Below are 23,476 nucleotides of genomic sequence, written 5' to 3' on the forward strand. Positions count from 1 at the left end.
CAAGGTAGCGAGGAGGCTCGTAAATAGGTACGGAGTTATCGTTCATGAAGATTTGAACATCCAAGGCTTGTCCCGCTCCCCTATTGCCAAGGGAGTCTTGGATGCGGGCTGGGCCCAGTTTCTCCAAATCCTCGCCTACAAAGCGGTGGAGGCTGGTAGGCGGGTCATCGGGGTAGACCCCAAACACACGAGCCAGGATTGTCCGGCGTGCGGCCACAGGGAGAAGAGACCTCTCTGGGTCAGGGAGTACACCTGCCCCGCTTGTGGGACTCCCCTGCACCGGGACGTGGCCGCCGCGCGGAACATCCTGGCCAGGGCCTGGACGGGGCCTTCGGGGATGGTTGAGGCTTTCTCCCCAACCTAAACCGAGAAGCCTCGGACTTCAGTCCGAGGAGTCGTCACTGGCGCCTGGTGCAAAGGGGTGAGGTGGTGGAGTGGCGGGGCAGGAGCTGGCACTGGCGCAGGGCCACGGCCAGGGACGGAGACGCCCTCATCCAACCGCCCCGGGAGCCCAACCTCTTGCACAACCAGACCTTCGAAGGGGCGGTCCTGGGCTACCTAGGCTCGAGGAATGGCCGCCCCAGCCTGGACCTCTACAAGGACCCCTTCCGCGCCCTGCGCCTCACGGACTCGAGCCCCGGGGAAGGCTTCCTGAACCGCATCGGCCTCTTCCACCCGCAGGGCGACCTGGACCGAACCCTCTTCCTGGCGGAAACCTTCCGCAAGGGAAGCCGTTTCCGGTTCCTCTTCCGCTACCAGGGGGGCCTCGCCCGGCACGGGGGCGTGGCGGGGGCGGTACCCCCGCAGGAGCTGGTGCGGGCCCTGCGGGCGTACTACGGCAAGGTGGCGGAGTGGGAGCGGGCCTTCGCTGAGGAGGAGGGGCTTGCCCGGGCTCTGGAGGTCTACCGGGAGCTTGAAGCCCGCCTGGCGCAGGACCGGGAAGCCTTTCCCCTTCGGGTGGGCTTCGGCTCGGGACGGCTCAGCCTGCGCCTCGCCCTTCTCCTGCCCGAGGACAACCCGGAGGCGCAGGAACCCAAGACCCGCAAAACGGCGGGGGCGCAACACCCCAAGGACGGCTATCCCCTGGGGTGGGCCATGGGCAGGTTGGTGCCCATAGGAGGTGGGCGGTGAAGCTCATCCTTTCCTTCCTCGGCACGGGCAACTACCAAGAGGTTCCCTACACCTTGGAGGGCAAGACCTACAAGACCCCCTACACCCAAGAGGCCCTGAAACGCCACCATCCGGACCACACCCTCAAGGTGCTCCTCACCGAGCGGGCCAGGGAGGTCCACGGGGACGCCTTGGCGCAGCGGGTGCCCTACGAGGCCATCCCCATCCCCGACGGCCGAACGCCGGCGGAGCTCTGGAACGTCTTCAACGCCATCGTGGAGGCGGTGCCCGAAGGGGCGGCCCTCACCATGGACATCTCCCACGGCTTCCGTTCCCAGCCGGTGCTGGCCCTGGCGGTGGTGCACTTCCTGAGCGTGGCCAAGGGGGTGCGGGTGGAGCGGGTGGTGTATGGGGCCCTCCGGGAGGACGGCACGGGGGAGTTCTTGGACCTCACCCCTTTCCTGGACCTTCTGGCCTGGACCCAGGCGGCCTCTGACCTTAGGCGCTACGGCTTCGGAAGGCCGCTGGCGGAGCTCCTCAAGTCCCTGCACCGGGCCACCTGGCGGGGGCAAGGAGGGGGAGCCCAGGCCCTTGCCCCCCTGGGCAACATCCTGGAGAACCTCAGCGTTTCCTTGGAGCTTCTTCGGATCAAAGAGGCGGGCGACCACGCCCGGGGGCTCCTGGCCACCCTAGATCGGGTACAGGTGGACCTGGAGCGCATTCCTCCCTCGAGGCCCCTGGGCCTTCTGCTAGAGGGATTACGAGAGCGGTACGCCGGCATGGCGGCGGAGAACCTCCTTGCCCCAGAGGGCCTCGAGGCCCAGGCCCAGATGGTGGAGCTTCTCTTGGCCACGGGAAGCCTGGCCCAGGCCTTGGCCCTCATGCGGGAGATGATGGTGACCTGGGTTTGCCTAGAGCGCGGCCTGGACCCCTTGGAGCACCGGGAGGTGGGGGAGGCCTTTCTTTGGGCGTGGCAGAAAAAGGCCCAGCGGGGGGATGCGGACGGGGAAGCAGGGCTAGGGAAGCTCTGGAACGACCTCGCCAACGCCCGCAACGACGTAGCCCACGCCGGCATGCGACCCAACCCTACCCCCGCACGTACCCTGGAGGGCAACATCCGGGGGTTGTGGGCTAAGCTCAAGGAGGTCATCTTCTCCAGCGACCGTCGGGGGCGATAAGCGCAGGTCTTTTCCGGGCTGAAGGCGGCCTCGCTTCGCCCCAGCGCTACACCACGGCGAAGGCCTCGAGGCGGGTTGGAGCACCGAGGCCCAAAATACGAACTTCTCCCTCCACAGGGTAGAGGCGCAGGCTATCCTCGGAAAGGTTCACAATCTTCCTAGCGCGCCCCAGAAGATCCTTCACCATTCTGTCATCCAAATAGCATTCAAACACAGACAACTGCACCCGCTCCCCGTAGCTTTTCAGCAAATTGGCCAACTTCACTCGACGGTTATCGTCGGGTATATCGTATGCAATCGCATAAAGGCGCTTGGCCATACAAGTATCCTATGGCCACAGCCGTAATCCCCTGACGGGGAAGTATCTCGTGCAACAGGTGAAGGAGGTTTTTGAGGAGAGGAAGAGGAGGGGTCGTAATCCCCTGACGGGGAAGCATCTCGTGCAACACGAGGAAGTGCGCAGGCGGGCGCGCGCCCTAGACCTGGAGTCGTAATCCCCTGACGGGGAAGCATCTCGTGCAACCTTCCGTCAACGGTTTGGGGGAGCCGATGAAGGTTAGAGAGTCGTAATCCCCTGACGGGGAAGCATCTCGTGCATCGCAGAGAGGCCACCGTGTCCCTGGCATCTACCAGCTGTCGTAATCCCCTGACGGGGAAGCATCTCGTGCAACAGGAGAAGATATGGTGCTGGAAATAATCCTCAAGAGGTCGTAATCCCCTGACGGGGAAGCATCTCGTGCAACAGTACCCCCTCTTCTGCTACGTCCTGAACGGCACCTCCGGAGGGGGGTTTGTGAGAAAGATGAAGCTTGGAATATGCACACGCCGTATAAGGGCGGTTTTTGGGGGTTTAGCCCGTTCGCAAGCCACTTGCGGAAGGGCCGATGAGAAGGGAAAAGCGCATATTCGCCTTCCTCAAGGGGAAAACTGGCTTTCAAGAACCCCGTCGGCCAGGGCCGACACCCTAAGTATAGCACAAGACCGGAAACGTTGACCAAGTCCAAACACAGGGCAAGAAGGAGCCTGGCATCAACCCTTCGCTTTGGTGAAGTGTCAAACGCGCCTTTTCTGCCGCATTTGGGCAGATTACGGAAGCCACTATACTTATTTCAAGTGAAAGGGACTGTACTTACCTCGACCCAGGACAGCTGCCTTCAGCCGTTGGGCTTGAACCTCTATGAGCTCCGCATAGGGCTTGCGGAAGCCGAGGGGGTGGGTAGCCTCCTGCGCAAACCGCTCCTCCAATAAGCCAAGGAGCACCCGCCTTCCCTCCTCGTTCAGGTACACGCCTCCGTCCCGCGCCTCGCCATGGGCGGGGGTGAGCTTCCCCCGGCGGAAACCGGAGAGCACCACCTGGTCCACCACGGGAACCCGAAACTCCTCCATGAGGTCTAGGGCCAAGGCGGGGCTCCGGCGCCCCTCGGCATGGAGGTAGCCCACCTCGGGGTGGAGGCCTGCCAAGCGAAGCGCCACCTGCGCGCGGCCAAGAAGCAGAGCGTAACCGTAGGAAAGGGCCGCATTTACGGGGTCTTGCGGCGGCCTTCTGGTCCGGCCCCTTAACCCGTAGGGGCTGAGAAGCCGCTCCAACCCTTTGAAGTAGGCCCGGCTCCCCAGCCCCTCCGCCCCCCAAAGGGCCTCTCGGGTACTTGCCCCCTCCGCCAGGTCCAAAGCCCTCGCCACCTCCCCAGCTTCGGCTAGGTTGTGGCGCTCGAGGAGAGCCCTAGCTGAGCGAAGCTTTCCCAGCACAAAGGCCCTGGCCAGGGGCAAAGCACTAGCGGCGAACTGGGCCCGAAGATGCTCGGGGTTCGGCTCGGCAAAGGCCCCCGCCACACCGTGCAGAAAACCCTCAAGGCTGAAGAAAAAAACCGGTACCCCCTGGCGCAGGAGAAAAACCAAGGCGGGGGTGGAAAGGCGCACGTTGCCCCACACCGCTACCTGCCGCACCTTTCGGGCGGGGAAGTCCAAAACCTTCTCGCCCCCTTCCTCCAAGACGAGCCTTCCTTGCCTCAAGCGCAAGGTGGCTCCTTGCCGGGTCAGGTGCAGGACCATCAGAAGCGAGGCCAGGGGGCAAGGGGCGCAAGCTTAGGATCCAGGGAAGAGAGGAAGTCCAGCACGCGGCGGTAGTCCTCCTCCTCCACGGGTTTCGTGCCGTGGGCCAAAATGCTCTCGTGCCGACGGCTTAGCAGGGACTGGATCCGATTTTTCTCCCCGTAAAGGCGTTGCGCCAGCGTGTTCTTTTGCCCGAAGGCAAGGTCTAGGTCAAAAGCGGCCTCCAGAAGCTCCATCAGGCCTCGAGGCCTCAGCACCCGCTCCCGCAAGGACTCCGGGAAGCCCTCGGGCCAGGTCCTCGGGTCCTTGAGTAGGAAACCCAGGCGCTCGAGGACGTCCGCCTCCACCGCCAGCTCCATGGCCCGGTAAAGCCGCGCCAGGGCGTCGTCGAAGCGGCCAAGCTCCGCCCGGCGCTCGGCGTTGGCCAAAAGGTCCTGTAGGAGGGCGAAGGTCGGCTTGCCCGCCGCCTCCACGATGGCCTGGAGGTGCGGCAAAAGGGCTTCCAGCCCTCTTAGCACCCGCACCTTGGCCCCGTGCCCCCAGGCTTCCGCCACCGCCAAAGCCACGGGCAGGCTGGAAGAAAGGTGCGCCAAGGCCTGTCCGTGACGAAAGCGGTCCCACTCCATAAGCCCCAGCACCACCTCCCTCATGGCGCGGTAGAAGCGCTCTTCCGAGGGACTCAAGGGGCGGTTCAGGAGGCCGTCCAGTTCCATGAGCGCTCCCCGTAGATTAAGTCCGTTCCAAGCCTGGGTGAAGGCGGCCCACTCCTTCAGGCCCAGCCGCGCGGTGGGGTCTTCCAGGACCCTGAGCCGTTCGGCTCCGCTTACCACCCGGCCCGTGACCGGGTCCCGTTTTTCCCCGCCCACGTAGCTGAAGACCACGCCTCGCCCCGTGAGAGCCAAAACGAGCCCCGCCGCCATGGGCTTGGTTCCCCCGGTGAGGTCAGCCACGATGGCCGTGGCCTCCCACTCTAGGGCCTTCTTGAGGGCCTTGAGGGCGGCTTGGTAGCTTTCCAAAAGGCTTTCGGCGTCCTCGAGGAGGAAGGTGTGATGGCGCAAGGAGCCGCCGTAGTCCCGCACCAACTCTGCCGCCACGGGGTGGGTTTCCTGGCTAGCGAGGAAGATGACCCCCTCGGGGGTGTGTTGCGCCAGGGCTTCCTCTAGGGGGGGCCGGGTAGTGCCCACGCTGAGGATGAGGACCTTCATGGGACCATTATCTTCCCAAGGGCGAAGCCCCGGCGCCACCACGCCGAGGAGAAGCTAGAGGGTGCCGCAAGCCTGAATTCCCGGCCTGAGGCGCGAACCAGAACTTCCCCGGGAGCGACGGTCCCCCACAAGTGGAGCTCTTCCCAACCCTCCTCTGGCGCGCAGGCGGCAGTGCCTTGCACTTGTAACTCACCCTGCGCGCGGGTGCAAACAACCCAAGGCGTGCAACCTCCCAAACACCCCGAGTATTCCGATACCGCCAAGGTTGAAATTCCTTTTAGGACACTCTAGAAAACCGCCCGGGTACCCCCATAAACCTAGACTGGTTCCATCTTACACGGCTTTGTTGTTGATCTCTTTAAAAGATCGAACTTTTAAATACATTGATGATCAACAACAGGGGCCCGGCCCGCGCTGCCAGGAGTGCCGTCCAGGACGCAAATGGGGGTCGAAAACTCCCCAAGTCTTCCGATAGAACTCCCCAAGTCTTCCGATACCAACTCCCCAAGTCTTCCGATACTCCGGCCCCCAAACTCCCCAAGTCTTCCGATAGAACTCCCCAAGTCTTCCGATACCAACTCCCCAAGTCTTCCGATACTCCGGCCCCCAAACTCCCCAAGTCTTCCGATACTTTGCCGAGCCAACTCCCCAAGTCTTCCGATACCCCGCTTGAGGGAAGAAATTGCCGTTGTTAAGGGAAAAGGGCGGGGTTTTCCCTCCCGCCCCTCTTCAAACTCCCCAAGTCTTCCGATACCTTCAATCCTCCAGGCCCCGGCGAAAAACCTGGACCCATTCCTCCAAAGACCCTTGGGCCGCCGCCTCCTTGAGCTCTTCCACCAGGCGCCTGGGCTCCACCAAGCCTTCTTCCATCAGGCGGGTGAGGTCCTCGAGGTCGCCCACGGAAAGCCGGGAGCGGAGGAGAAGCTGCGCCACCTGCACGGCCCGGCGTATCTGGGCCTCCTTGGGCATGTTCTGCCACTCCCGCTCCGCCTCCTCCTCGATGCGGCGGGCCTCCTCCTCCTCCACCTTGGCCTGGACCCGCCGGGCGTTGCTGGGGGGGAGGGCGCGGGCGTACTTGCCGCTTTCGTCCCGGATTACGTCCACCAGGAAGCCCAGCTTGTTCTTCGGCTTGTAGCCCGAGGCCAGGATGCTCCGGTAGCGCTCCAGGCGGTCTTTGATGTGGGCCAGGGGGTAGCGGCGGGCCAGGGAGTAGGCGCTGGTGAAGGAAAGCCCCTCGGCCATGAGGAGCTCCACCGCTTCCATATCCGGCACCCCCCCCGCCTCCTCGCCGAAGACGTAGACGATGGTCTGGTTCTGGCCCCGGCCGATGTACTCCACGGACTGGAGGTAGCGGCGCTCGATGAGCTCCTCGTGGGCCGGCTCCAGGGTCCGCCGCACCTTGTCGGGCCGCTTGTGGACGATCTTGCAGGCGGCGGCCCACTCCATGAGGTTCACCTCGAAGCGGGTAAGGGGAGCGGGGTTTTCCGGGGAGAAGCGTTGGGCGTCCAGGAGGCGGTAAAGGGCCCGGCTCAAGGGGCGGCGGAGGCTGGCCATGAACTCGATGTCGATGGGCTTGACGTAGTTTTGCTTCAGGGAGCGCACGATCTCCTTGGCCAGGGTGATGCGCAAGACGCTGGCCCGGTCCAACTTCCCCTCGGCGCTGGAGGTGTACTCCAGCTTCTCGATGTAGCGGAAGGTGACGCTCTGCCAGCGCCCGTCCGCCCGCCAGGCCTCGGACAGGACGTAGGTGGCGGTGGTGAGGCGCATGAGGCTCTCCTTGAGGGCCTGGTAGTAGTAGCCCGAGGTGTCCAGGCCCATGAGCTTGAGGATCTGGTAGGGGGTGGCGGTGAAGGTGCCGTCCTCGGGGCTGCCGGCGTTGAAGTAGAGGGCGATGAGGGCCAAGGAAACCTCGTTGTCCAGGCCGTGCGGTACGCCGCCCACCTTCTCGCTGGCGTAACAGGCCAGCTTCACCGGCTTGCCCAAAAACTCGAACTCCTCCTCCCAGGAGGCGTAGCCCTCGGGGATGCGCTCTTGGATGGAGATGAGCCCAAGCCGGGCCACGTTGGCCTCGTCCAGGTGCTGCGCCCGGGCCAAAACGTCCTTCTTGGAAGGGCGGCTTGCGGCCATTTCCCGTTCATTGTACCGGACAGGCCATCGCATAAGTCTTCTGTGTTTCAGGAACCAAACGTTCCCATCACCCTCCTCCACCGCCTGGACCAGCTGGCACGGCAAACGGCCCTCCTCTCCCTCTTTCCCGAGGCGGCTTCTGGCCTCCTTGGGGGCGGAGGGTTTGGCGGGCAAGGGGGTGGTCGGAGATGTGGGCTATCTGTACCCGGAGGTGGCCGAGGCCATACGGGGAAGGGGGGACTACCTCTTGGTCCTGAAGAGGAACCAGAGGGAGGTGTTGGGGTGGGCGGTGGGGGATAGAGAACGGTTCCTTCTGGGTGCGGGGTGGGCCCTTGCGGGAGGACGGGTGTCAGGTGCGGGGGGTGGGGGCTTGGGTGCTGTCGGTGCTCTTGAGGTACCTGCTTTCCCTCATGCGCCGCAAGGGTGTGAGGGCGAAGAAGGCGGCCTTGGAGGGTTTCTCCTTTCATCCTCTCTCCGCCCTCAGGTTTCTGGGGTTGTGTGCGGAATGACGGTCAAGTCTGGGGTGGGAGAAGGGTGAGCGCTCAGGATATACTGGGCTTAAGATGAAGGCAAACTTTGGCTTGAAGCCCAGGCGCTACTGCTTGAGCAGATGCACGCTACAAGCCATCGATTGCGTGGCTAGGAACGTGAGCCGTATAGGGAGCGCAACATGAAACTGGGAAGGCTTCTCCAGGAGAAGCGGGAAGAAATTCGGCGCCTCTGCGCCAAGTACGGCGTGCAGGACGTGCGGGTTTTCGGTTCGGTTGCCCGTTGGGAGGCGGACGAGGAAAGCGACCTGGACCTCCTGGTGACTCTTGAACCCGGCCGGACCCTTCTTGACTTGGGGGGGCTCCAGTACGAGCTGGAGAGCCTCCTAGGCTGCAGGGTGGACGTGGTCACGGAAGGGGGCCTAAAAGCCCGAATCCGTGAACGGGTCCTCAAGGAGGCTGTCCCCCTGTGAGGGACCCGGCTGAGCGGGTAAGGGACATGCTGGAGGCCATCGCCGCCATCCAGCGCTATGTAGGGCGGGGCAAGGAAGCTTTTGAACAGGATGAGCTCCTCCAGGTCTGGTTTGTCCGCCACTTGGAGATACTAGGAGAAGCAGCCCGGGGTCTAGCCCAGGATGTGCGAAACTGGGCGCAGGACATCCCCTGGAGCAAAATCATTGGCATGCGGAACGTTTTGGTCCACAGCTACTTCCAAATTGATTTGGATGTAGTATGGAATACCGTCACCAAAGATTTGCCCGTCCTTAAGGCCTCACTGGAGCGCCTGCTGGACCAGCTTGGAGAGAGCTCCCCGGATCGGTAAGGACACAGGCGGTTCGCTCCCATCTGTCCCCCTAAAAAATTTTCCGGACTAACTTCCCACCCGCATCCGGTGGCGGGCACCATAGACCGCACCGTTGAGAGATGGGGGACCGTGAGGTGGAGCCCAGGCCGTGGAAGACGTAGGTAACCCCTAGAGCCGCGGACATGGGGGAGGCGGCGAGGGTGAGGATGACGCTGGAACGGACTTTGGTCTGTAGGCTGTCCTTATGGCCCATGGCCTCGCGGATGTCGCCTATAATGTGGAAGACCGCTAACGTTTTGCGGAGCATAGCGGCCGCCATTTTTTCAGGGCCGGGCATCGGTGGCAACTTGGGTCAAACGAGGGCGTAGGGTTCTCGCCCCGAAACCGCCCCTTCAGATGATAGGCCTGGGTCGTAAAAGTTCCGCTTCCTGATCGGCGTAAAGGTGACTGGGAAGGCCCCTTTCTTTGCCCTTCGCCTCCACCATGATGTCCGCGGGTCCGGGCAGGGCAGCGAGGAGGCGCTCCCAGTCCTCCGAGGACACCCGAAGGGCGTGGGCCCCGGGGCGGCGGGTGGGGTCTTGGCTCGCCAGGTGCACCTTGGGCCGGGTGCGCCAGGTGGCGAAGGCGAGCCGGAGGGCCTCCTCTAGGGAAAGCCGGCCCGGGTGGAGGGCGTGGTGAAGGGTGTCCACCACTACGGGCACCCCTAGGACCTCCGCCGCCTCCAGCGCCTCCTCCACGCTCCAAAGCCGCTCGTCGTTTTCCAGGGCCAGGTAGCGGAGGACCTCCCCCTCGCCCCGTAGGTTCTCCGTGAAACGCCGGAGAGCCCCTTTCCGATCCCCGTAGGCCCCGCCCAGGTGGAGGACCAAAACCCCGTCCTCCGCCCTCAGAAGGGAGAGGGCCCGGGCGGAGTAGCGCAGTTCCGCCAAGGAGCGCTCCACCACCTTGGGGTCTGGGCTTCCCGGGTTCACGTACTGGCCCGGGTGGAAGGAAAGCCGCTGGCCCAAGGCCTTGGCCAAGGCGCCCAATCGCCTGAGGTCCTCCCTGTGGGCCTCTTCCCAGGCGTAGGGGAAGGCGGGGTGGGAGGCGAAGGGGACGAGGTGCTGACCGATGCGGAAAAGGTGGAAGCCATGCTCGGCGTTCCAGCGGAGGATGCGCTCCAAGTCGGCCAGGTTCTGCGCCACCTTGGCCCGCACCCGCTCCTCCCTCAAGGAGCCCAGGCGCAGGGTGTGGTTGGTGCTGGCCTTAAGGGTCAGGTTCTCGCAGGGGTAGCCCAGGCGGATCACCGCTTCACCTCGGCTTCCAGGAACACCTCCACCTCGTCCCGCACCTCCAGGAAGAGGAAGCGGGGCCTCTCTAGGTTCCACTCGGAGAAGCGGGTGGAAAACCGCCCCTGGAAGCGGTAGCCCGAAGGGGTTTCCCGGAGTTCCCCCTCGAGGCGCACGGGGCGGGTGAGGCCCGCCAGGGAAAGCTCCCCCTCCACCACGAAGCGGGCGCCTTCAAACCGGGCCCGCTTGGGGTAAAGGCAGGCCTGAGGGTGGTCCTTCGCCCGGAGGATCTCCCGGGCCTTCTTGTCCCTCTCGGCGTTGCCTGACTCCCAGGCCTTCTGTTCCAGGCAGACCCGGCCCGAGGCCCTTTCCCCGTCCCAGGTGATCTCCCCTTGGGCGGTAGGGTTCACCCCCTCCCAGCTTCCCAAGGGGTAGTAGCCCCGGTAGCGGGCCGTTCCCTCCACGGCGTAGGGGGCCTGGGCGAAGGATAGGGCGAGGAGGAAGAGGGCGAAGGCCCGCTTCATCTCCGGAACCTCCAGGTTTCTCCCAACGTGGCGAAGTCGCGAAAGCCCAGGAAGAGGATGGGGCGGCGCTTGCCCTCGGGGTTCCCCTCGGCGTGGACCACGTCCCCCAGGAAGAGGGCGTGGTCCCCGTCCGTGGGCCACTCCGCCACCTTGAGCTCGAAGACCGCCACCGCCCGCTCGGGAACCTGGGTGTGGGCCAGGGCCCGGGCGGGCCGCAGGGCCACGCCGAGCCTTTCCGCCTTGCGCACCTTCCTTCCCGAGAGGTAGCCGGAGCGCACCACCCAACCCCGCTCCTCCCAGGGCAGGAAGCAGAGGGCCGCCTCCCCCAGCGCCCGCAGGAGGCTTAGGGTGTGGTTTTTCCGGTCCACCGCCAGGAGGAAGCGGAAGGGCTCCTTGGACACCGGGGTCCACCAGGCCATGGGCATGAAGTTCTCCCCCACGGCCAGGAGGGCGAGGCGCATGGGGTAGAAGAGGGCCCGGTAGGCGCCCACCCTAGACCTCCAGGGTTTCGGGCGGGGGCTCCGCCAGGACCCCCGAGAGGACCCGCCTCGCCGCCTCCTCCGGGGCCAGGGCCCCCTTGGGCGGGCCCCCTAGGGGGGCCCAAAGCCCCGTGGCCACGGCGGGAAGCCGCACCAGGACCAGGTGCACCCCCTCCCGCCAAAGCTCCCGCCTCGCCGCCCCCAGATAGGCCTCCAGGGCCCCCTTGGCCGCGGCGTAGGCGGCGAAGCCCGGCACCTGGACGTAGTGGGGGTAAGCCCCGAAGAACACGGCCCGCCCTCCGGGGCGGAAGCGGGCGTACCTTAGGGCGTGGTGGGCGGTGAGGAGGTGAGCGGAGAGCATCTCCTCCAGCAGGTTCCGCCCCAGTTCCCGCACCGGGGCCCGCCCCGCCACCCCCACGGCGTGGAGGAGAAGGTCTAGGGGGCCGGCCTCCTCCAGGAGGGCTTGGGCCTCGAGGGCGTCCCGGAGGTCCGCGGGGAGGGCCTTGGCCCCAAGCTCCGCGGCGAGCTCCCGTAGCGCCCCCGCCCTCCGCCCCGAGAGGAGGAGCTCGTGGCCCTTGAGGGCCCGGGCCAGGGCGCTACCCAAGCCCCCTGTGGCGCCTAGGACGAGCACTCGCATGGCATCACCCTACCTCTCTGTTTCCAGGCGCTTTGTAGCCCAAAACGAAAGGGGCCGAGGCCCCCCCAGGCAGGCCCGGTGCGTTTTAGGCGGCCTTGGCCTCGGCTCCGAAGCCCTCCTCGAGGCTCTTGGCCCGAGCGATGGCGAAGACCAAAAGCCCGTAGATGGGTTTGGCGATGAGGTCAGCCAGGCTGTAACCCAATTGGATGGCCACCTCCTGTGCCGCACCCCCGGGAAGCCAGGTACCCAGAGCGTAAGCGATAGGGTAGAAGCCCCAGGAGAGGAGAAGAACGTAGCGGGTGGCGTTGAGAAGCTCCAGAACCCTGGTCCCGAATTTGGCCTCGCGAATGGCCTGGCCTAGCTCCACCCAGAGCACGTAGAGGATGTAGAAGAAGGGGATGGAAGAGAGGGCTCCCCAGAGGGTCCTAGGGCCGGGTTCCGTGTTGACCTCGCCCACGTACCCTAGGCCTAGCATCAGCACGGAGGCCACCACCAGCTTGATGCTGAGGTTCCACGTGCGGGCCGTGGAAAGCCCTAGGACGAGGATAAGTTCTAGGAGCAGGAGGGGAACGGTCAGGAGCCAGTCAGCGTAGCGATAGAAGTCGTTGAAGGGTTTGCCCGTGGGCACGTAGACCCCGCCTTGAAGCTGGTAGGCACCTACCCAACTCTCGAAGATCCGCAGGTAGTGGTAGCCGGCGATGAAGACAATGAGGGCGGAGAGGTAGAGGGCGATGTGGTACCGGGGGGAGACGTAGCTACGGGCCAAGAGGAAAAAGACAAAGGCAGCCAGCATCCCCGCGATGGTGAGGGAGAGCATGTTAAAGACCAGCCAGTATTGACCAAAGGTGAGTTCCGGCAACTCCCGCATGGGCACCTCTTTGCGAGCCTGCCTGGGTGAGGCGCGCACCTTCATTGCAAAGCTGAAAGGTACGCCGAAACGAGGTTCTAGGCAACACTTAGACGGGAATTGAACGCTACCCCACAACCCGGTCAAGGGCTAAAGCGCACTCTAAAAATGTGCCCAGCCTGTACCTTCTCCCCTTAGTCCTGCTCCCCGAGGGCCTAGCGGGTGGCCTCTTGCTTCTGTCCGCGCTCGTCCTGGGGCTCCCCCACGGGGCCGCGGACCTCCTTGTCGCCCGCAGGCTTGGGTGGCCCCTTCTTCCCTTTCTGGGGACCTACCTCTTCCTCGCCGCCTTGCCGCTCTTCCTCCTGCGGGCAAGCCCTCCCGCGGGCCTCGTCGGCTTTCTCCTCCTGGCTCTCCTCCACTGGGGCCGGGTGGAGGGAAAGGGAATTCTCGGCTACTTCCGGGCTAGCACCGTTCTCCTGATGCCGTTCGTCCTACACCCAGAGGCCATATCGCCCTTTCTCCAGGCCTTCGCAAGGGGCTTTGCCCTGCCAGCGGGGCTTGCTCTGTCCATTTGGCTTGTTCTGCTCCTCCTTTCCCTGAGGGAGCAGCATCCCGTAGTGCTTTGGGGGGATACCCTAGCCCTCGTCTTCCTCTCCGCTTTCGCCCACCCCTATGCCGCCTTGGCGGGTTACTTCCTCCTGGTCCACAGCGTGGACAGCCTGCGCCTCGTCGGGGTGAGGGGGAAGGAGTGGCTTGGGGTATACGTTGCCACCCTGGCCGCCCTAGCCCTCGCGCTTCCCCTCCTTCCCCTTTTTCAGGATCCGTTGGCCACGTACATGGCCCTCCTTTTTGCCCTTACCCTTCCCCATGCCCTGACCCTTGAGGCTTGGTTGCGCCGCTCTCCGCCTCCCGGGCGATGGCCCGCGCCAGGTCGCTGAAGATGCGGGCGTGGATGGGGTAGAGGAGCCACCAGTAGAGGAGGCCCGAAAGCCCTAAAGGCTCGAAGTAGGCGGTCTGGACCAAGCGGCTTCCCCCCGCTTCCGGGAGGGCCCGCCACTCCAGCCAGGCCTTTCCCGGCAGGCGCATCTCGGCCCTTAAGCGCAGGAGCTGGGGAGGCTCCACCGCCTCCACCCGCCAGAAGTCCACCGCCTCCCCCGGGAGGAGCTCCGTGGGGTGCCTGCGCCCCCGCCTGAGCCCAGGGCCTCCCAGGAGGCGGTCGATCCCGCCCCGCACCGCCCAGGCCCAGTTCCACACCCGCCAGCCCCGCTCGCCCCCCAAGGAGGCGAAGGCGCGGAAGAGGGCCTCGGGCGGAGCCTTCACCGGCAGGGCGCGCACCTCCCGGATGAGCCCCTCCCGGTCCTCCAGGAAGTAGCTCGGCCCCTGCAGGGCCCCGGACCACCGGGTTTCCACCTCTCCCAGGGCGATGCGCGCCAAGGCCAGCTCCACCGCCTTCCGGTAGGGGATGGGGGTTATCTCGGGGAAGAGGGCTTGGGCCTTGGCGGTGTCCGCCACCAAAGGGTGGAGGATGCCCTCCACCAGGGGCAGGGCCAGGCGGTTGGGGATGGGGGTCACGAGCCCCACCCAAAGGGCGGCGAGCCTCGGGGCCAGCACCGGCACGGGCAGGACGAGGCGCCTTAAGCCCCGCACCTCCGCGTAGGTTTCCATCATCGCCTTGAAGGAGAGGGGCGGGGCCCCGATCTCCACCACTCCCGAAGGGCCCCGTTCCAGGGCCAGGAGGAGGTAGGCCAGAACGTCCCGGATGGCGATGGGGGACACGGGGTTTAGGACCCAACGGGGGGCCACCATCACGGGGAGCCGTTCCGTGAGGTAGCGGACCATCTCAAAGCTGGCGGAGCCCGAGCCCACGATGGGCCCGGCGCGGAACTCCGTGGTGGGCACCGCCCCCCGAAGGATCTCCCCCACCCGGGCCCGGCTTCGCAGGTGGGGGGAGGGGGCGGCCCCCTGGGGGAGGAGGCCCCCAAGGTAGATGGCGTGGGGAAAGCCCACCTCCCGGGCCACCCGGGCGAAGGTTTCCGCCTGGCGCGCCTCCGCCTCCGGGAAGCGGCGCTGGGAGAGCATGGCGTGGACCAGGTAGTAGGCGGCCTCCACCCCCTCCAGGGCGCGGCGGAGGGCGTGGGGGTCCTCGAGGGCCCCCTCCACCACCTCCACCTCCCCCGCCCAGGGGCGGCCCGAAAGCCGCCCCGCCTCCCGCACCAGGACCCGCACCCGGTGGCCCCGCTCCAGGAGGCGGGGCACGAGCCTGCCTCCCACATACCCCGTGGCCCCCGTGACCAGGACCCGCATGCCCTTCACCTTAGCCCCGCGGCGCCCGGAAAAAGTGGCGGGGAAGGGTTTTCCGCTGCCAGGCCCTGGCGTGGGGAAAGGGCGGGAGGGTTTCTGTATAGGCGGGGCAAAGGTTTTAGGAGGGGAACCCCCCTAGGCTAGGGGGCGTGCGGGCGGTGGTGGTGGGAGCCGGCATCGGCGGCCTGGTGGCGGCGAGGGCCCTGAGGCGGGCGGGCCTGGAGGTGGTGGTCCTGGAGGCCCACACCTACCCCGGGGGGCTGGCGGGGAGCTTCCTCCACAAGGGCTTCCGCTTCGAGGCGGGGGCCACCCTCCTCACGGGCCTCAGGCCCGAGGCCCCCTTGGGGCGGGCTTTGGCCCTTTTGGGCCTGGCCCTGCCCCTCTCCCCCCTGCCGGAGGGCTTTCCCCTCCTGGAGGTCCTCCTGCCCCGGGGGCGCCTGGTGCGGCCCGTGGGGCGGCGGGCGGAGCGGGAGGCGGAGCGGGACTTCTTCGGGCCCCAGGTCCTCCCCTTCTGGGACTGGCAGGAGGACCGGGCGGAGCGGCTCCTCGCCCTGGCCCCAAGCCTCCCCTGGCCCCCGGAAGGGGAGGAGTGGGGGGCGCTCCTAGGGCGCCTTCCCGCCCTCCTTCCCCTCCTCCCCGAGCTCTTTCTCCCCGTCCTGGCCCGCTCCCCCCAGGACCCCCAGTTCCGCCGCTTCCTGGCGGCGCAGCTCCTCATCACCGCCCAGACCGAGAACCCCTACGCCCTTTACGCCGCCCTCGCCCTGGACCTGCCCCACCTGGGGGTGGCCCTGCCCCCCCGCATGGGCCTCCTGGCCGAGGCTTTGGCGGAGGGCCTCGAGGTGCGCTACAAGGCGCGGGCCCTACGCCTCCTCCACCGCGGGGGGCGGGCCTATGGGGTGGAGGTGGCCTACGGGGGGAGGCGGCGGGGGGAAAGGGAGGTGGTGGAGGGGGAGGTCTTCCTCCTCAACGCGCCCCCCGAGCCCCTCCTGGGCCTGCCCGAGCGGGCGCCCCGGGACGCCTGGGGGGCCTTTGTGGTTTATGGGGTCCTCCCCTTCGCCGCGCCGCCCCCCTACTTTCGGCAAAACGCCCGGGAGCGCCCCTTCGCCTTCCTCTCCCTGCGCCCCGAGGGGGAAAGGACCCTCTTTACCCTGTCCTTCCACGTGCCCATCGCTCCCTGGCTTGGCCTCTCCCGGGAGGCTTACCGGGAGGCCAAGGCCCGCTTTCTGGAAAGGGCCCTCCATCTGGGGGAGGCCCTCCTCCCTGGCCTGCGGGAGGCCTCCCCCCTCTTCGCCGCCACCCCCAGGACCTACCTCCGCTTCGCCGGCCGGGCCTGGGTGGGGGGCATCCCCCAGACCCACCCCTTCCGCTTCCCCCGGGTGCGCCTTCTGGCCAACGCCTTCCGGGTGGGGGAAGGGGTCTTCCCGGGGCAGGGCATTCCCGCTGCCGCCCTCTCCGGGCTCAGGGGGGCCCGGCTGGCCCTGGCGTACCTGGGCCTAAGAGGCGCTCTAGGTAGTCCCTGAGGGCCCGGGCGGTGCGCCCCTCCCGCTCCGTGAGGAGGTCCAGGTGGGTGAGCCCGGGAAGGACCTCCACCAACCCGGGCGTTTTGGGGAAAAGCTCGGCGAGGCGGAAGCCCTCCGGCCGGCTCACCAGCCCCCGGCCCGCCCCCAGGGCCAGGACGGGGTAGGGGAGGGACCGGGGCCCGAGGTCAGGGCGCACGTGGGGATAGCCCCCCACCTCCAGGAGGAGGCGGTAGGGGAAGTACCACTCGGAAAACCCCGTCTCCTCCCGGGCGAAGGCGCGGAGGAAGGCCCTGGGGTCCGTGGCCTCCCCTGTGTCCCGCCAGGCGATGGGGCCCCGCCGCGGCCCCCGCACGGTGAGCTGGAGCCGCCCCTGGAGGAGGCCCCAAAGGCTCAGGCCCTCCCGGGCGTAGGCCCGTCCCGCGCTCACGCTGAAGATGGGGAAGGGGCTGTAGTGGTCGTCCACCCGGAGGAGGGCCTTGGCCTCCCGGGTGGCCCGGTAGGGCCCGAAGGGCACGGGCTCCTCGGGCCGCCGTGCCGCCAGGAAGGCCTCCGCCTCGGCCAGGGCGAGCTCCTTGGGTCCGAGCCCCGGGAGGCGGAGGACGGGGCTTGCCCGGCCGGCGAGGAGGTCCTCGAGGCCCGGGAGGCGGCCCAGGGGGGTGTCCTGCCCCCGGAGAAGCGCCTCCCGGGAAAGGTTCACCAGGCCCAAGGTGCCGTCCAGGAGGAGGAGGCCCCTAAGCTTCTCCCCGTGGGCGTAGGCGTAGAGGGCGGCGAGGCTTGCCCCCAGGGAGTGGCCCGCTAGGACCACGGGGGCGCGCCCCCGGGCCGCCTCCACCGCCCGGTCCAGGTCCATGAGGTGGACGTCCAGCCCGAAGTCCCTTAGGGGGGAAAGGTCGGGCTCGGGGAGGGCCTCGTAGTAGGCCAGGGGATCCTCCTGGGAGAAGCCCCGCCGATCCTCCAGGCCGTTGGCCCGCCGCTCCCAGGCCCAGACCTCGAGCCAAGGCGCCTCCCGCCTCAGGGCCTCCGCCAGGAGGGCGAAGTTGGTGCTCCCCCCGAGGAGGCCCGGGACGAGGAGGAGCACCGCCCTCGGGCGCTCCGCCGGGAAGACCAGGGCGTAGCTTCGGTCCAGTTCCGGTCGCCCGGTGTCGGCCCCGGGAAGGGTGCGGTAGGTCTGGGCCAAGGCGAGGCCCAGAAGGAGCGCAAGGGCGAGGGGGCGCATGCCCTTATGTTGGGCTTGGGCGGCTAGGGCGCTAGGAGGGAGGCTACGGTTTCCCGGGAGAAACCCTTGGGCGCAACCGGGAACTTCTCACCCTGGGGGGCTATCTGCCCGGGGAAAGCCGCGCCCAGGGGGTGGAGGCGCGGATGCGGAAGAAGGGGAGGTGCCCTGCTAGGGCTTGGGGCTTCCCCTGGAGGCGGTCAAAAAGGGAGTCTGAGCGCACCGCCTAGCGGGCGAAGAAGGTGGCCATGACCCCCTCCGCCATGCCCCCTAGCTTGTAGAGGCGCTCCTCCGGGGTCATTGCCTGTGGGGTGGCACGTCCCCTAACCTCGTGCCGGCGCCTCGGCCAAGACCAGGCCAAGCCTGCCGAAGCGGCGAAGCTCCACGCAAAAGCCCGCCTCCTCCAATAGCCCAAGGAGCGCCTCCTCCCTTGGCCGAAAGAGCCCCAAGGAGGCCCCGGGCCCCAGGAGGAGCATCCCGAAAAGCCTTCCTCCCCCCCGGAGGACCCGGCGGGCCTCCAGGGCCGCCCTCCTGGGGTCTTGGAACTCGTTCCAGGTGGGGCCGATGGCCACCCCGCCAAAACTCTCATTCCGGAAGGGGAGGGCCTCCCCGTGGCCCAGGAGGTAGGGGCCGGGCCGCCGCCTTGCCGCCGCCTTTAGGAAGGCGGGGGAAGGGTCCAGGCCCACCGCCCTTTCCCCTAAGGCTTCCCGGTAGACCCCGGTGCCCGTGCCCACGTCCAGGAAGGGCCCCCCGGTAGGGAGGAGCCAGGAGCGGAGGAGGGCCAGCTCCTCGGGGTAGGTTAGGGCCCTCCCGGAAAGGAGAGCGGTGGACCGCCCCCGCCAGGCGTCGTAGGCCCAAGGGGTGAGGGGGAGGCGGTTGACCCAGGCGAGGAGGGGCCGCTCCTGGCCCGCCCGCAGGTCCAAAAACCCCTGGCGAAAGGGGTAGCGCGCCCCGCACCGGGGGCACGAGAACCCCTCCAGGCCCGCCCCGCACCGCGGGCAGGCGAGGAGGGGGGGAAGCCAAGGGGGAAGCGCCATAAAAAGGGCCCCCAGGCCCGCCTGGGGGCGTGGTTTCGCCCTTCTAGCGGTTTCCGCCCAGGGCGGCGGCGTCCACCACCGGCACCACGGTGAGGGTGCCTGCCCTCACGCTCCCCACGGCGAAAACGGTGTAGGTCTTGCCGCTTTCCAAGACCACCCCGGGAAGCTCCAGGGCCACGGTGGCCGTGCCCGCCACCCGCACCTCCAGGTCGTACCGCCCTGCGGGCACCACCAGGTACTGCCCCGCCCGGGGGAAGGGGAGGTTCTGGAAGAGCACGGGGCCTCCCTTCACCGCCACGTCCACCGCCGGGGCGTCGGGGGAAGCGTGGACCACCCGCACCCGGGCGTAGCCCGCCCGCGGGAAGAGGCCCGCCAGGGCGTCCGTGTAGACTTGGGGCCGGATCTGGGCCAAAAAGCCCGTGGCGGCCACGGTGTAGTAGACCCCCTCCCGGAGGTCCAGCTCGGCGTCGATGACCACGGGGGCGTCCTGCCCCGCCGGCACCACCTGGACCCGCACTTTCGCCGCGGGAAGGGGGATGTAGGGGGTCACCTCCTTGAAGGCCAGGTTCTGGATGACCCGCTCCCCGTTCACCAAGACGTCCACCGCCGGAGCGTCGGGGGAGAGGTGGGCCACCCGCACCATGGCCCCCTGGGCCAGGGCCAGGCCACCCAAGGCTAGGGCCAAAAGAATTCCCAGGATCCTTTGCATGCAAACCTCCTCGCCCCTACGGGCCCTCTAAAAATATCCCAAAACCTGCCGTATAACTTTTGTCTAGGCTACCGAGCCCGCCCCCTTTGTGGTCCAGGTGGCCTTTATTCCGTCGCCGCCACTTCCAAGGGCAAGCCGAAGGCCTTCTGGAAGAGCCCCGCCTGCTTTGCCGCCTCCACCCGCTCCACCCAGGGGTCCACGTCCGCCTCGAGGCGAAGCCGCACCCCTTCCCCAAGCTCCACCCGCACCCCCCGCACCCGCCCCGAGCGGGTGCGCTCCAGCATCTCAGCCAGGCGCAAGAGGGCGGAAAGCCTGAGGAGCCGCTTGGCGTCCCCCCGTTCCGTGAGGGGCTTGAGGCCTCCCAAGGAAGGGTCGCCCCGGCGGTGGTAGCGCACCAAGAGGCCCAAAAGGGCCTGCTCCCGGTGGGAAAACCCCAAGAGGGGCTCGGAATAGACCAGGTAGGCCCCGTGCTTGTGGTGGTCGCGGTAGCCCAGGCGCATGCCGATGTCGTGGAGGTGGGCCGCCTCCTGGAGGAGCCGCCTTTCCGCTTCCCCGTAGCGGTGAAGGGGCCAAAGCCCTTCGAAGAGGGCGAGGGCCAGGCGCTTCACCCGGTCCCGGTGGTCCTCCGGAAAGGGGTAGCGCAGGTAGAGGCTTTCCACGGCGAAGGCCCGGGGATCGGGGAGGAGGTGGGGCGGGGGGAGGAAGCGGGTGAAGAAGGCCCCCTCGCGGATCCCCATGCCGCTTACCCAAAGCCCCGGGGCCCCCACGTGGGCCAAAAGAAGGCGCAGGAAGGCCAAGGAGGCGGGGAGGGTGCGGGCCCGGTGGCCCTCGAGGCCAGGAAGCTCGGCCCGGGCCTTTAGCGGGAGGCCTAGCACCTTTTCGTAGAGCGCCTCCACCCCTTCCCGGGGCAGGAAGTAGCCGTGCAGGTGCTCCCAAGGGTAGCCCCGCTCCTTGGCGTGCAGGCGGGCGATGGCCCGCACGTTCCCCCCAAGGCCCACCAGGGGAAGGCCCCCTTCCAGGGAAAGCGCCTTAAGGCGCCGGGCCACCTCCCTTTCCAGGGCCCGCACCTCCTTCTTGGCCGGGGGGTCGGAGGGGAGGAAAGCCTCCGTGAGGCGCAGGGCCCCTAAGGGCAGGGCGACCCCGTGCCGGAACCTGCGCCCTTCCATGCGGGAGATCTGGGCGCTCCCGCCCCCCTGGTCCACCACCAAAGCGTCCTCCAGGAAAAGGCCATTGGCCACCGCCAAGACCCCGAGCCTAGCCTCCTCCTCCCCCGGCACCACCATGGCCTCGAGGCCCAGGGCCCGGGCTTCTTCCAGGACTAAGGCCCCGTTTTCGGCATCGCGGATGGCGCTTGTGGCCAGGACCACCACCTCGTCCACCGGGACCGCCTTTAGGAAGTCGGCGAAGGCCCTGAGGGCCTTTCTGCCCCGGGCCAGGGCCTCAGGGAGGATGCGCCCGCGGGCTAGGCCCTCCCCCAGGGCCACCGCCTCCCGAAGCTCGTCCGCCAGGAGGTAGTAGGCCCCCAGGCGGTAGCGGTACACCACCAGGCGGAAGGTGCCCGAACCCAGGTCTAAGACGGCCAAGGTACGCTCCTTGACCTCTTCCTGACGGGATGCTGGCGTAATCTGTAGCAAATGCACCTCCAGCCCGAAGCGAGCTGGCTTCAGTTTAACCGCCGGGTCCTCAAGCAAAGCGAAAGGCCCGACTTTCCCCTTCTGGAGAGGCTCCGCTTCCTCGCCATTTGGAACCGCAATCTGGACGAGTTCTTCGCCGCCCGCATCGCCAAGCCCTTCCTCAAGGGGCGGGGGGATGCGGCCCACCTGGCCCTCCTGGAAGAGGCCAGGGCCCAAGCCCTCCTGGCGGCGGAGCGCTACCGCGCCCTCCTCCAGGAGGCGGCCCCCGCCTTGCAGGTCCTCTCCGCCGAGGCCCTGGACGAGATGGACTGGAGGTACTTCCGCGTCTACCTGGCGGAGGTGGTGGCCCCAAGGACCGACCTCATCCCCTGGGAGGCGGTGGGGGACCTTTCCCACGGGGCCCTGTACTTCGCCTCACCCCGCCACCTGGTGCGCTTGCCGCAGGACCTTCCCCGCCTCTTGCCGGTGCCGGGCCGGGAAGGGACCTTCGTGCGCCTGGGGGCCTTGGTGCGGGCCCGAAGCGACCTCTTCCTCCCCGAGGAGGCCCCCCTGTACGAGTTTCGCCTCCTCAGGCTTTTGGAAAGCGAGCGGGCCCGGGCGGACTGGGACGAGTTGGCCCAGGCTCTGGAAGAACGGCAGGAGGGAGCGCCCACCTTGCTGGTGGTGGAGGAGGGCTTTCCCCCGGCGTGGCTTTTGCGGCTTCGGGAGGGGCTAAATCTCCTACCGGAGGAGGTCTTTGTTCTCCCCCCACCCTTGGACCTCACCCTGGTGGAGGCCTTGGTGGCGGCGGGGCCGACGAGCCTCCGCTTCCCTCCCTTGCGGCCCGCTAAGCCCAAGGGCTTTCTGAAGAACCCTTTGGCCCGGCTGCAGGAGGAGGACCTTCTCCTCTACCACCCCTTTGAGGACTACGGCGCCGTGGAGCGCTTCGCCGAGGCGGCCCTCCGCCCCGAGGTGGAGGAGGTGTACGCCACCCTCTACCGCACCGGGGAGGAAAATCCCCTGGCGGAGGCCCTCCTGGAGGCGGCCAGGCGGGGCAAAAAGGTCCACGTCCTCCTGGAGGGGCGGGCCCGCTTTGACGAGCTTTTGAACCTCCGCTGGTACCTGCGCTTTCTCCGGGCTGGGGTGGAGGTGCTTCCCCTTTCCGAACGCAAGGTGCACGCCAAGGCCCTGCTCCTCTTAACCCGGGAGGGGGGGTTTGCGCACCTGGGCACCGGGAACTACAACCCGCAAAACGGGCGGCAGTACACCGACTTTTCCCTCTTTACCGCCCACGAGGGGGTGGTGCGGGACGTCCTCGTCTTTTTCCAAGCCATGCGGGCGGGGGTGTTTCCCGCCCTTTCCCTGCTTCGCACCGGGGAGGCCATCCGCGCCCTCTTGGTGGAGTCCATTCGGGCAGAGGCCCACCCCCAGGGGCGGGTGATCCTTAAGTTCAACCACCTCACCGACCCGGAGGTGCTAGGGGCCCTGGCGGAGGCGGCGGAGGCGGGGGCCCGGGTGGACCTCCTGGTGCGGAGCACCCTCACCCTCCTCCACCCGGGCTTTCGCGCCAAGAGCCTGGTGGGGCGCTTCCTGGAGCACGCCCGGGTGGCCGCCTTCCGGGCGGGGGGCGCTTGGAAGGTCTACCTCACCAGCGCCGACGCCATGCCCCGCAACTTCCAAAACCGCTTTGAGCTCCTCTTTCCCGTGCAGGACAAGGAGGCGAAGCGCAAGGTGCTCAAGGTCCTGAAGCGCCAAATCCGGGACGATCGCAACAGCTTCCTCCTCCTGCTCGAGGGGGAAAAACCCCTTTGGGGGGGCCGCCACGATGCCCAGCGCCCCCTCAGCTAAGCTAAGGCATGGAGCTATTCCTCGTGCGCCACGCCCTGGCCCTGCCCTCGGAGGGGGAAGGGGAGGAGGCGGACGACGCCAGGCCCCTAGCCCCCAAGGGGGTGCGCCGCTTCCGCAAGGTGGTGAGGGGCCTGAAGGCCCTAGGGGTGTCCCTGGACCTTATCCTCACCAGCCCCAAGCGCCGGGCCCTGGAAACGGCGGAGATCCTATTGGAGCTTTTGGAGGGGGAAAGCCGGGCGACCCCGCACCTAGCCCTCCCCCCTTCCCCGGCCCTCCTGGAAGAAATTCCCAAAAGGGGCCGTGTGGCCCTGGTGGGGCACGAGCCCTACCTGTCGGAGCTTTTGGCCTGGCTTCTTTTGGGGGATTTCCTGGGGAGCTCGGCGCTGGGGGAGTCGGCCTCCCGCTTTCCCTTCAAAAAGGGCGGCGTGGCCTGGCTGCAAGGGGAACCCCTCCCCGGGGGGATGGCCTTGAAGGCCTTCCTGCCCCCCAGGATCTTCCGGCGCTAGCCCGCCTTTTCCTAG

23 protein-coding genes and 1 CRISPR repeat array are annotated in these 23,476 nt (G+C 67.4%); of the genes, 9 read left to right on the plus strand and 14 right to left on the minus strand.

Annotation, left to right across the window (positions count from 1 at the left end; all coding sequences use genetic code 11):
• Positions 1–52: 52 nt before the first annotated feature.
• From ABXG85_RS10495 to ABXG85_RS10505, 3 genes are read left to right on the plus strand one after another with little or no spacing between them, the layout of a single operon-like run.
• On the plus strand, positions 53–364 hold the full coding sequence (locus ABXG85_RS10495; protein ID WP_486401648.1) for an RNA-guided endonuclease InsQ/TnpB family protein: 312 nt from the start codon (positions 53–55) through the stop codon (positions 362–364).
• A gap of 47 nt (positions 365–411) precedes the next feature.
• Positions 412–1,131 carry a hypothetical protein gene (locus ABXG85_RS10500; protein ID WP_353513582.1) on the plus strand — a complete coding sequence of 240 codons (720 nt, stop codon included), beginning with the start codon at positions 412–414 and terminating at the stop codon, positions 1,129–1,131.
• Positions 1,128–2,288: a TM1812 family CRISPR-associated protein gene (locus ABXG85_RS10505; protein ID WP_353513583.1), complete on the plus strand. Its 1,161-nt coding sequence runs from the start codon at positions 1,128–1,130 to the stop codon at positions 2,286–2,288. The genes ABXG85_RS10500 and ABXG85_RS10505 overlap by 4 nt, the downstream gene beginning before the upstream one ends.
• A gap of 46 nt (positions 2,289–2,334) precedes the next feature.
• On the opposite strand, the gene cas2 is transcribed toward ABXG85_RS10505, so the two are convergent.
• The 4 genes from cas2 to ABXG85_RS10525 all read right to left on the minus strand — a co-directional run bounded on the left by cas2 (position 2,335) and on the right by ABXG85_RS10525 (position 7,669).
• Positions 2,335–2,607: a CRISPR-associated endonuclease Cas2 gene (gene cas2, locus ABXG85_RS10510; RefSeq protein WP_353513584.1), complete on the minus strand. Its 273-nt coding sequence runs from the start codon at positions 2,605–2,607 to the stop codon at positions 2,335–2,337.
• Between the two features lie 20 nt (positions 2,608–2,627).
• A CRISPR array of direct repeats spans positions 2,628–3,029; the repeat unit is 34 nt; unit sequence GTCGTAATCCCCTGACGGGGAAGCATCTCGTGCA.
• 363 nt (positions 3,030–3,392) lie between these two features.
• On the minus strand, positions 3,393–4,337 hold the full coding sequence (cas1, locus tag ABXG85_RS10515; protein WP_353513585.1) for a CRISPR-associated endonuclease Cas1: 945 nt from the start codon (positions 4,335–4,337) through the stop codon (positions 3,393–3,395).
• Positions 4,337–5,542 (minus strand): TIGR02710 family CRISPR-associated CARF protein, encoded by a 1,206-nt coding sequence (locus ABXG85_RS10520; RefSeq protein ID WP_353513586.1) that lies wholly within the window; start codon positions 5,540–5,542, stop codon positions 4,337–4,339. The genes cas1 and ABXG85_RS10520 overlap by 1 nt, the downstream gene beginning before the upstream one ends.
• 756 nt (positions 5,543–6,298) lie before the next feature.
• Positions 6,299–7,669: a replication initiator protein A gene (locus ABXG85_RS10525; protein ID WP_353513587.1), complete on the minus strand. Its 1,371-nt coding sequence runs from the start codon at positions 7,667–7,669 to the stop codon at positions 6,299–6,301.
• A 670-nt stretch (positions 7,670–8,339) separates the two neighbouring features.
• Between ABXG85_RS10525 and ABXG85_RS10535 the strand changes: the two genes are divergently transcribed.
• Positions 8,340–8,630, plus strand: coding sequence for a nucleotidyltransferase family protein (locus ABXG85_RS10535; protein ID WP_353513588.1), 291 nt, complete (start codon positions 8,340–8,342; stop codon positions 8,628–8,630).
• On the plus strand, positions 8,627–8,980 hold the full coding sequence (locus ABXG85_RS10540) for a HepT-like ribonuclease domain-containing protein (RefSeq protein WP_353513589.1): 354 nt from the start codon (positions 8,627–8,629) through the stop codon (positions 8,978–8,980). The genes ABXG85_RS10535 and ABXG85_RS10540 overlap by 4 nt, the downstream gene beginning before the upstream one ends.
• Before the next feature lie 374 nt (positions 8,981–9,354).
• Here the strand turns inward: ABXG85_RS10540 and uvsE are convergent, their stop codons facing one another.
• From uvsE to ABXG85_RS10565, 5 genes are all read right to left on the minus strand, one after another.
• Complete coding sequence (gene uvsE, locus ABXG85_RS10545; protein ID WP_353513590.1) at positions 9,355–10,245, minus strand: UV DNA damage repair endonuclease UvsE; 891 nt, start codon at positions 10,243–10,245, stop codon at positions 9,355–9,357.
• Positions 10,242–10,751, minus strand: coding sequence for a YceI family protein (locus ABXG85_RS10550; RefSeq protein ID WP_353513591.1), 510 nt, complete (start codon positions 10,749–10,751; stop codon positions 10,242–10,244). Before ABXG85_RS10550 ends, uvsE begins: the two co-directional genes overlap by 4 nt.
• Positions 10,748–11,212 carry a flavin reductase family protein gene (locus tag ABXG85_RS10555; protein WP_353513632.1) on the minus strand — a complete coding sequence of 155 codons (465 nt, stop codon included), beginning with the start codon at positions 11,210–11,212 and terminating at the stop codon, positions 10,748–10,750. Before ABXG85_RS10555 ends, ABXG85_RS10550 begins: the two co-directional genes overlap by 4 nt.
• A 31-nt stretch (positions 11,213–11,243) precedes the next feature.
• Complete coding sequence (locus ABXG85_RS10560; RefSeq protein ID WP_353513592.1) at positions 11,244–11,867, minus strand: SDR family NAD(P)-dependent oxidoreductase; 624 nt, start codon at positions 11,865–11,867, stop codon at positions 11,244–11,246.
• Positions 11,868–11,952: 85 nt separating this feature from the next.
• Positions 11,953–12,735, minus strand: coding sequence for a bacteriorhodopsin (locus ABXG85_RS10565; protein ID WP_353513593.1), 783 nt, complete (start codon positions 12,733–12,735; stop codon positions 11,953–11,955).
• A 149-nt stretch (positions 12,736–12,884) separates the two neighbouring features.
• Between ABXG85_RS10565 and ABXG85_RS10570 the strand changes: the two genes are divergently transcribed.
• Entirely contained in the window at positions 12,885–13,652 is a 768-nt protein-coding gene (locus ABXG85_RS10570; RefSeq protein ID WP_353513594.1) for a beta-carotene 15,15'-dioxygenase, Brp/Blh family, read from the plus strand.
• On the opposite strand, the gene ABXG85_RS10575 is transcribed toward ABXG85_RS10570, so the two are convergent.
• Entirely contained in the window at positions 13,570–15,018 is a 1,449-nt protein-coding gene (locus ABXG85_RS10575) for an SDR family oxidoreductase (protein ID WP_353513595.1), read from the minus strand. The two genes, ABXG85_RS10570 and ABXG85_RS10575, sit on opposite strands and share 83 nt — an antisense overlap.
• Positions 15,019–15,164: 146 nt before the next feature.
• Here ABXG85_RS10575 and ABXG85_RS10580 point away from each other — a divergent pair, with 146 nt between their 5' ends.
• Positions 15,165–16,535 (plus strand): phytoene desaturase family protein, encoded by a 1,371-nt coding sequence (locus ABXG85_RS10580; protein WP_353513596.1) that lies wholly within the window; start codon positions 15,165–15,167, stop codon positions 16,533–16,535.
• Here the strand turns inward: ABXG85_RS10580 and ABXG85_RS10585 are convergent.
• From ABXG85_RS10585 to ABXG85_RS10600, 4 genes are all read right to left on the minus strand, one after another.
• Positions 16,474–17,751 (minus strand): alpha/beta fold hydrolase, encoded by a 1,278-nt coding sequence (locus tag ABXG85_RS10585; protein WP_353513597.1) that lies wholly within the window; start codon positions 17,749–17,751, stop codon positions 16,474–16,476. The two genes, ABXG85_RS10580 and ABXG85_RS10585, sit on opposite strands and share 62 nt — an antisense overlap.
• Before the next feature lie 320 nt (positions 17,752–18,071).
• A complete protein-coding gene (locus ABXG85_RS10590) occupies positions 18,072–18,785 on the minus strand; it encodes a methyltransferase domain-containing protein (RefSeq protein WP_353513598.1) in 714 nt (237 codons plus the stop codon).
• Positions 18,786–18,828: 43 nt separating this feature from the next.
• Positions 18,829–19,494, minus strand: a complete 666-nt coding sequence (locus tag ABXG85_RS10595; RefSeq protein WP_353513599.1) for a DUF4397 domain-containing protein — start codon at positions 19,492–19,494, stop codon at positions 18,829–18,831.
• A gap of 104 nt (positions 19,495–19,598) precedes the next feature.
• Positions 19,599–21,128 (minus strand): Ppx/GppA family phosphatase, encoded by a 1,530-nt coding sequence (locus ABXG85_RS10600; RefSeq protein ID WP_353513600.1) that lies wholly within the window; start codon positions 21,126–21,128, stop codon positions 19,599–19,601.
• On the opposite strand from ABXG85_RS10600, the gene ABXG85_RS10605 reads away from it, so the two are divergent.
• Together ABXG85_RS10605 and ABXG85_RS10610 are read left to right on the plus strand one after the other, a co-directional pair.
• Positions 21,129–22,955 carry a polyphosphate kinase gene (locus ABXG85_RS10605; RefSeq protein ID WP_353513601.1) on the plus strand — a complete coding sequence of 609 codons (1,827 nt, stop codon included), beginning with the start codon at positions 21,129–21,131 and terminating at the stop codon, positions 22,953–22,955. It begins immediately after the preceding gene.
• An 8-nt stretch (positions 22,956–22,963) separates the two neighbouring features.
• Positions 22,964–23,461, plus strand: a complete 498-nt coding sequence (locus ABXG85_RS10610; protein ID WP_353513602.1) for a SixA phosphatase family protein — start codon at positions 22,964–22,966, stop codon at positions 23,459–23,461.
• The last annotated feature ends 15 nt before the right edge of the window (positions 23,462–23,476 follow it).

This window comes from Thermus sp. LT1-2-5, from assembly GCF_040363165.1.
Taxonomy (GTDB): Bacteria; Deinococcota; Deinococci; order Deinococcales; family Thermaceae; genus Thermus.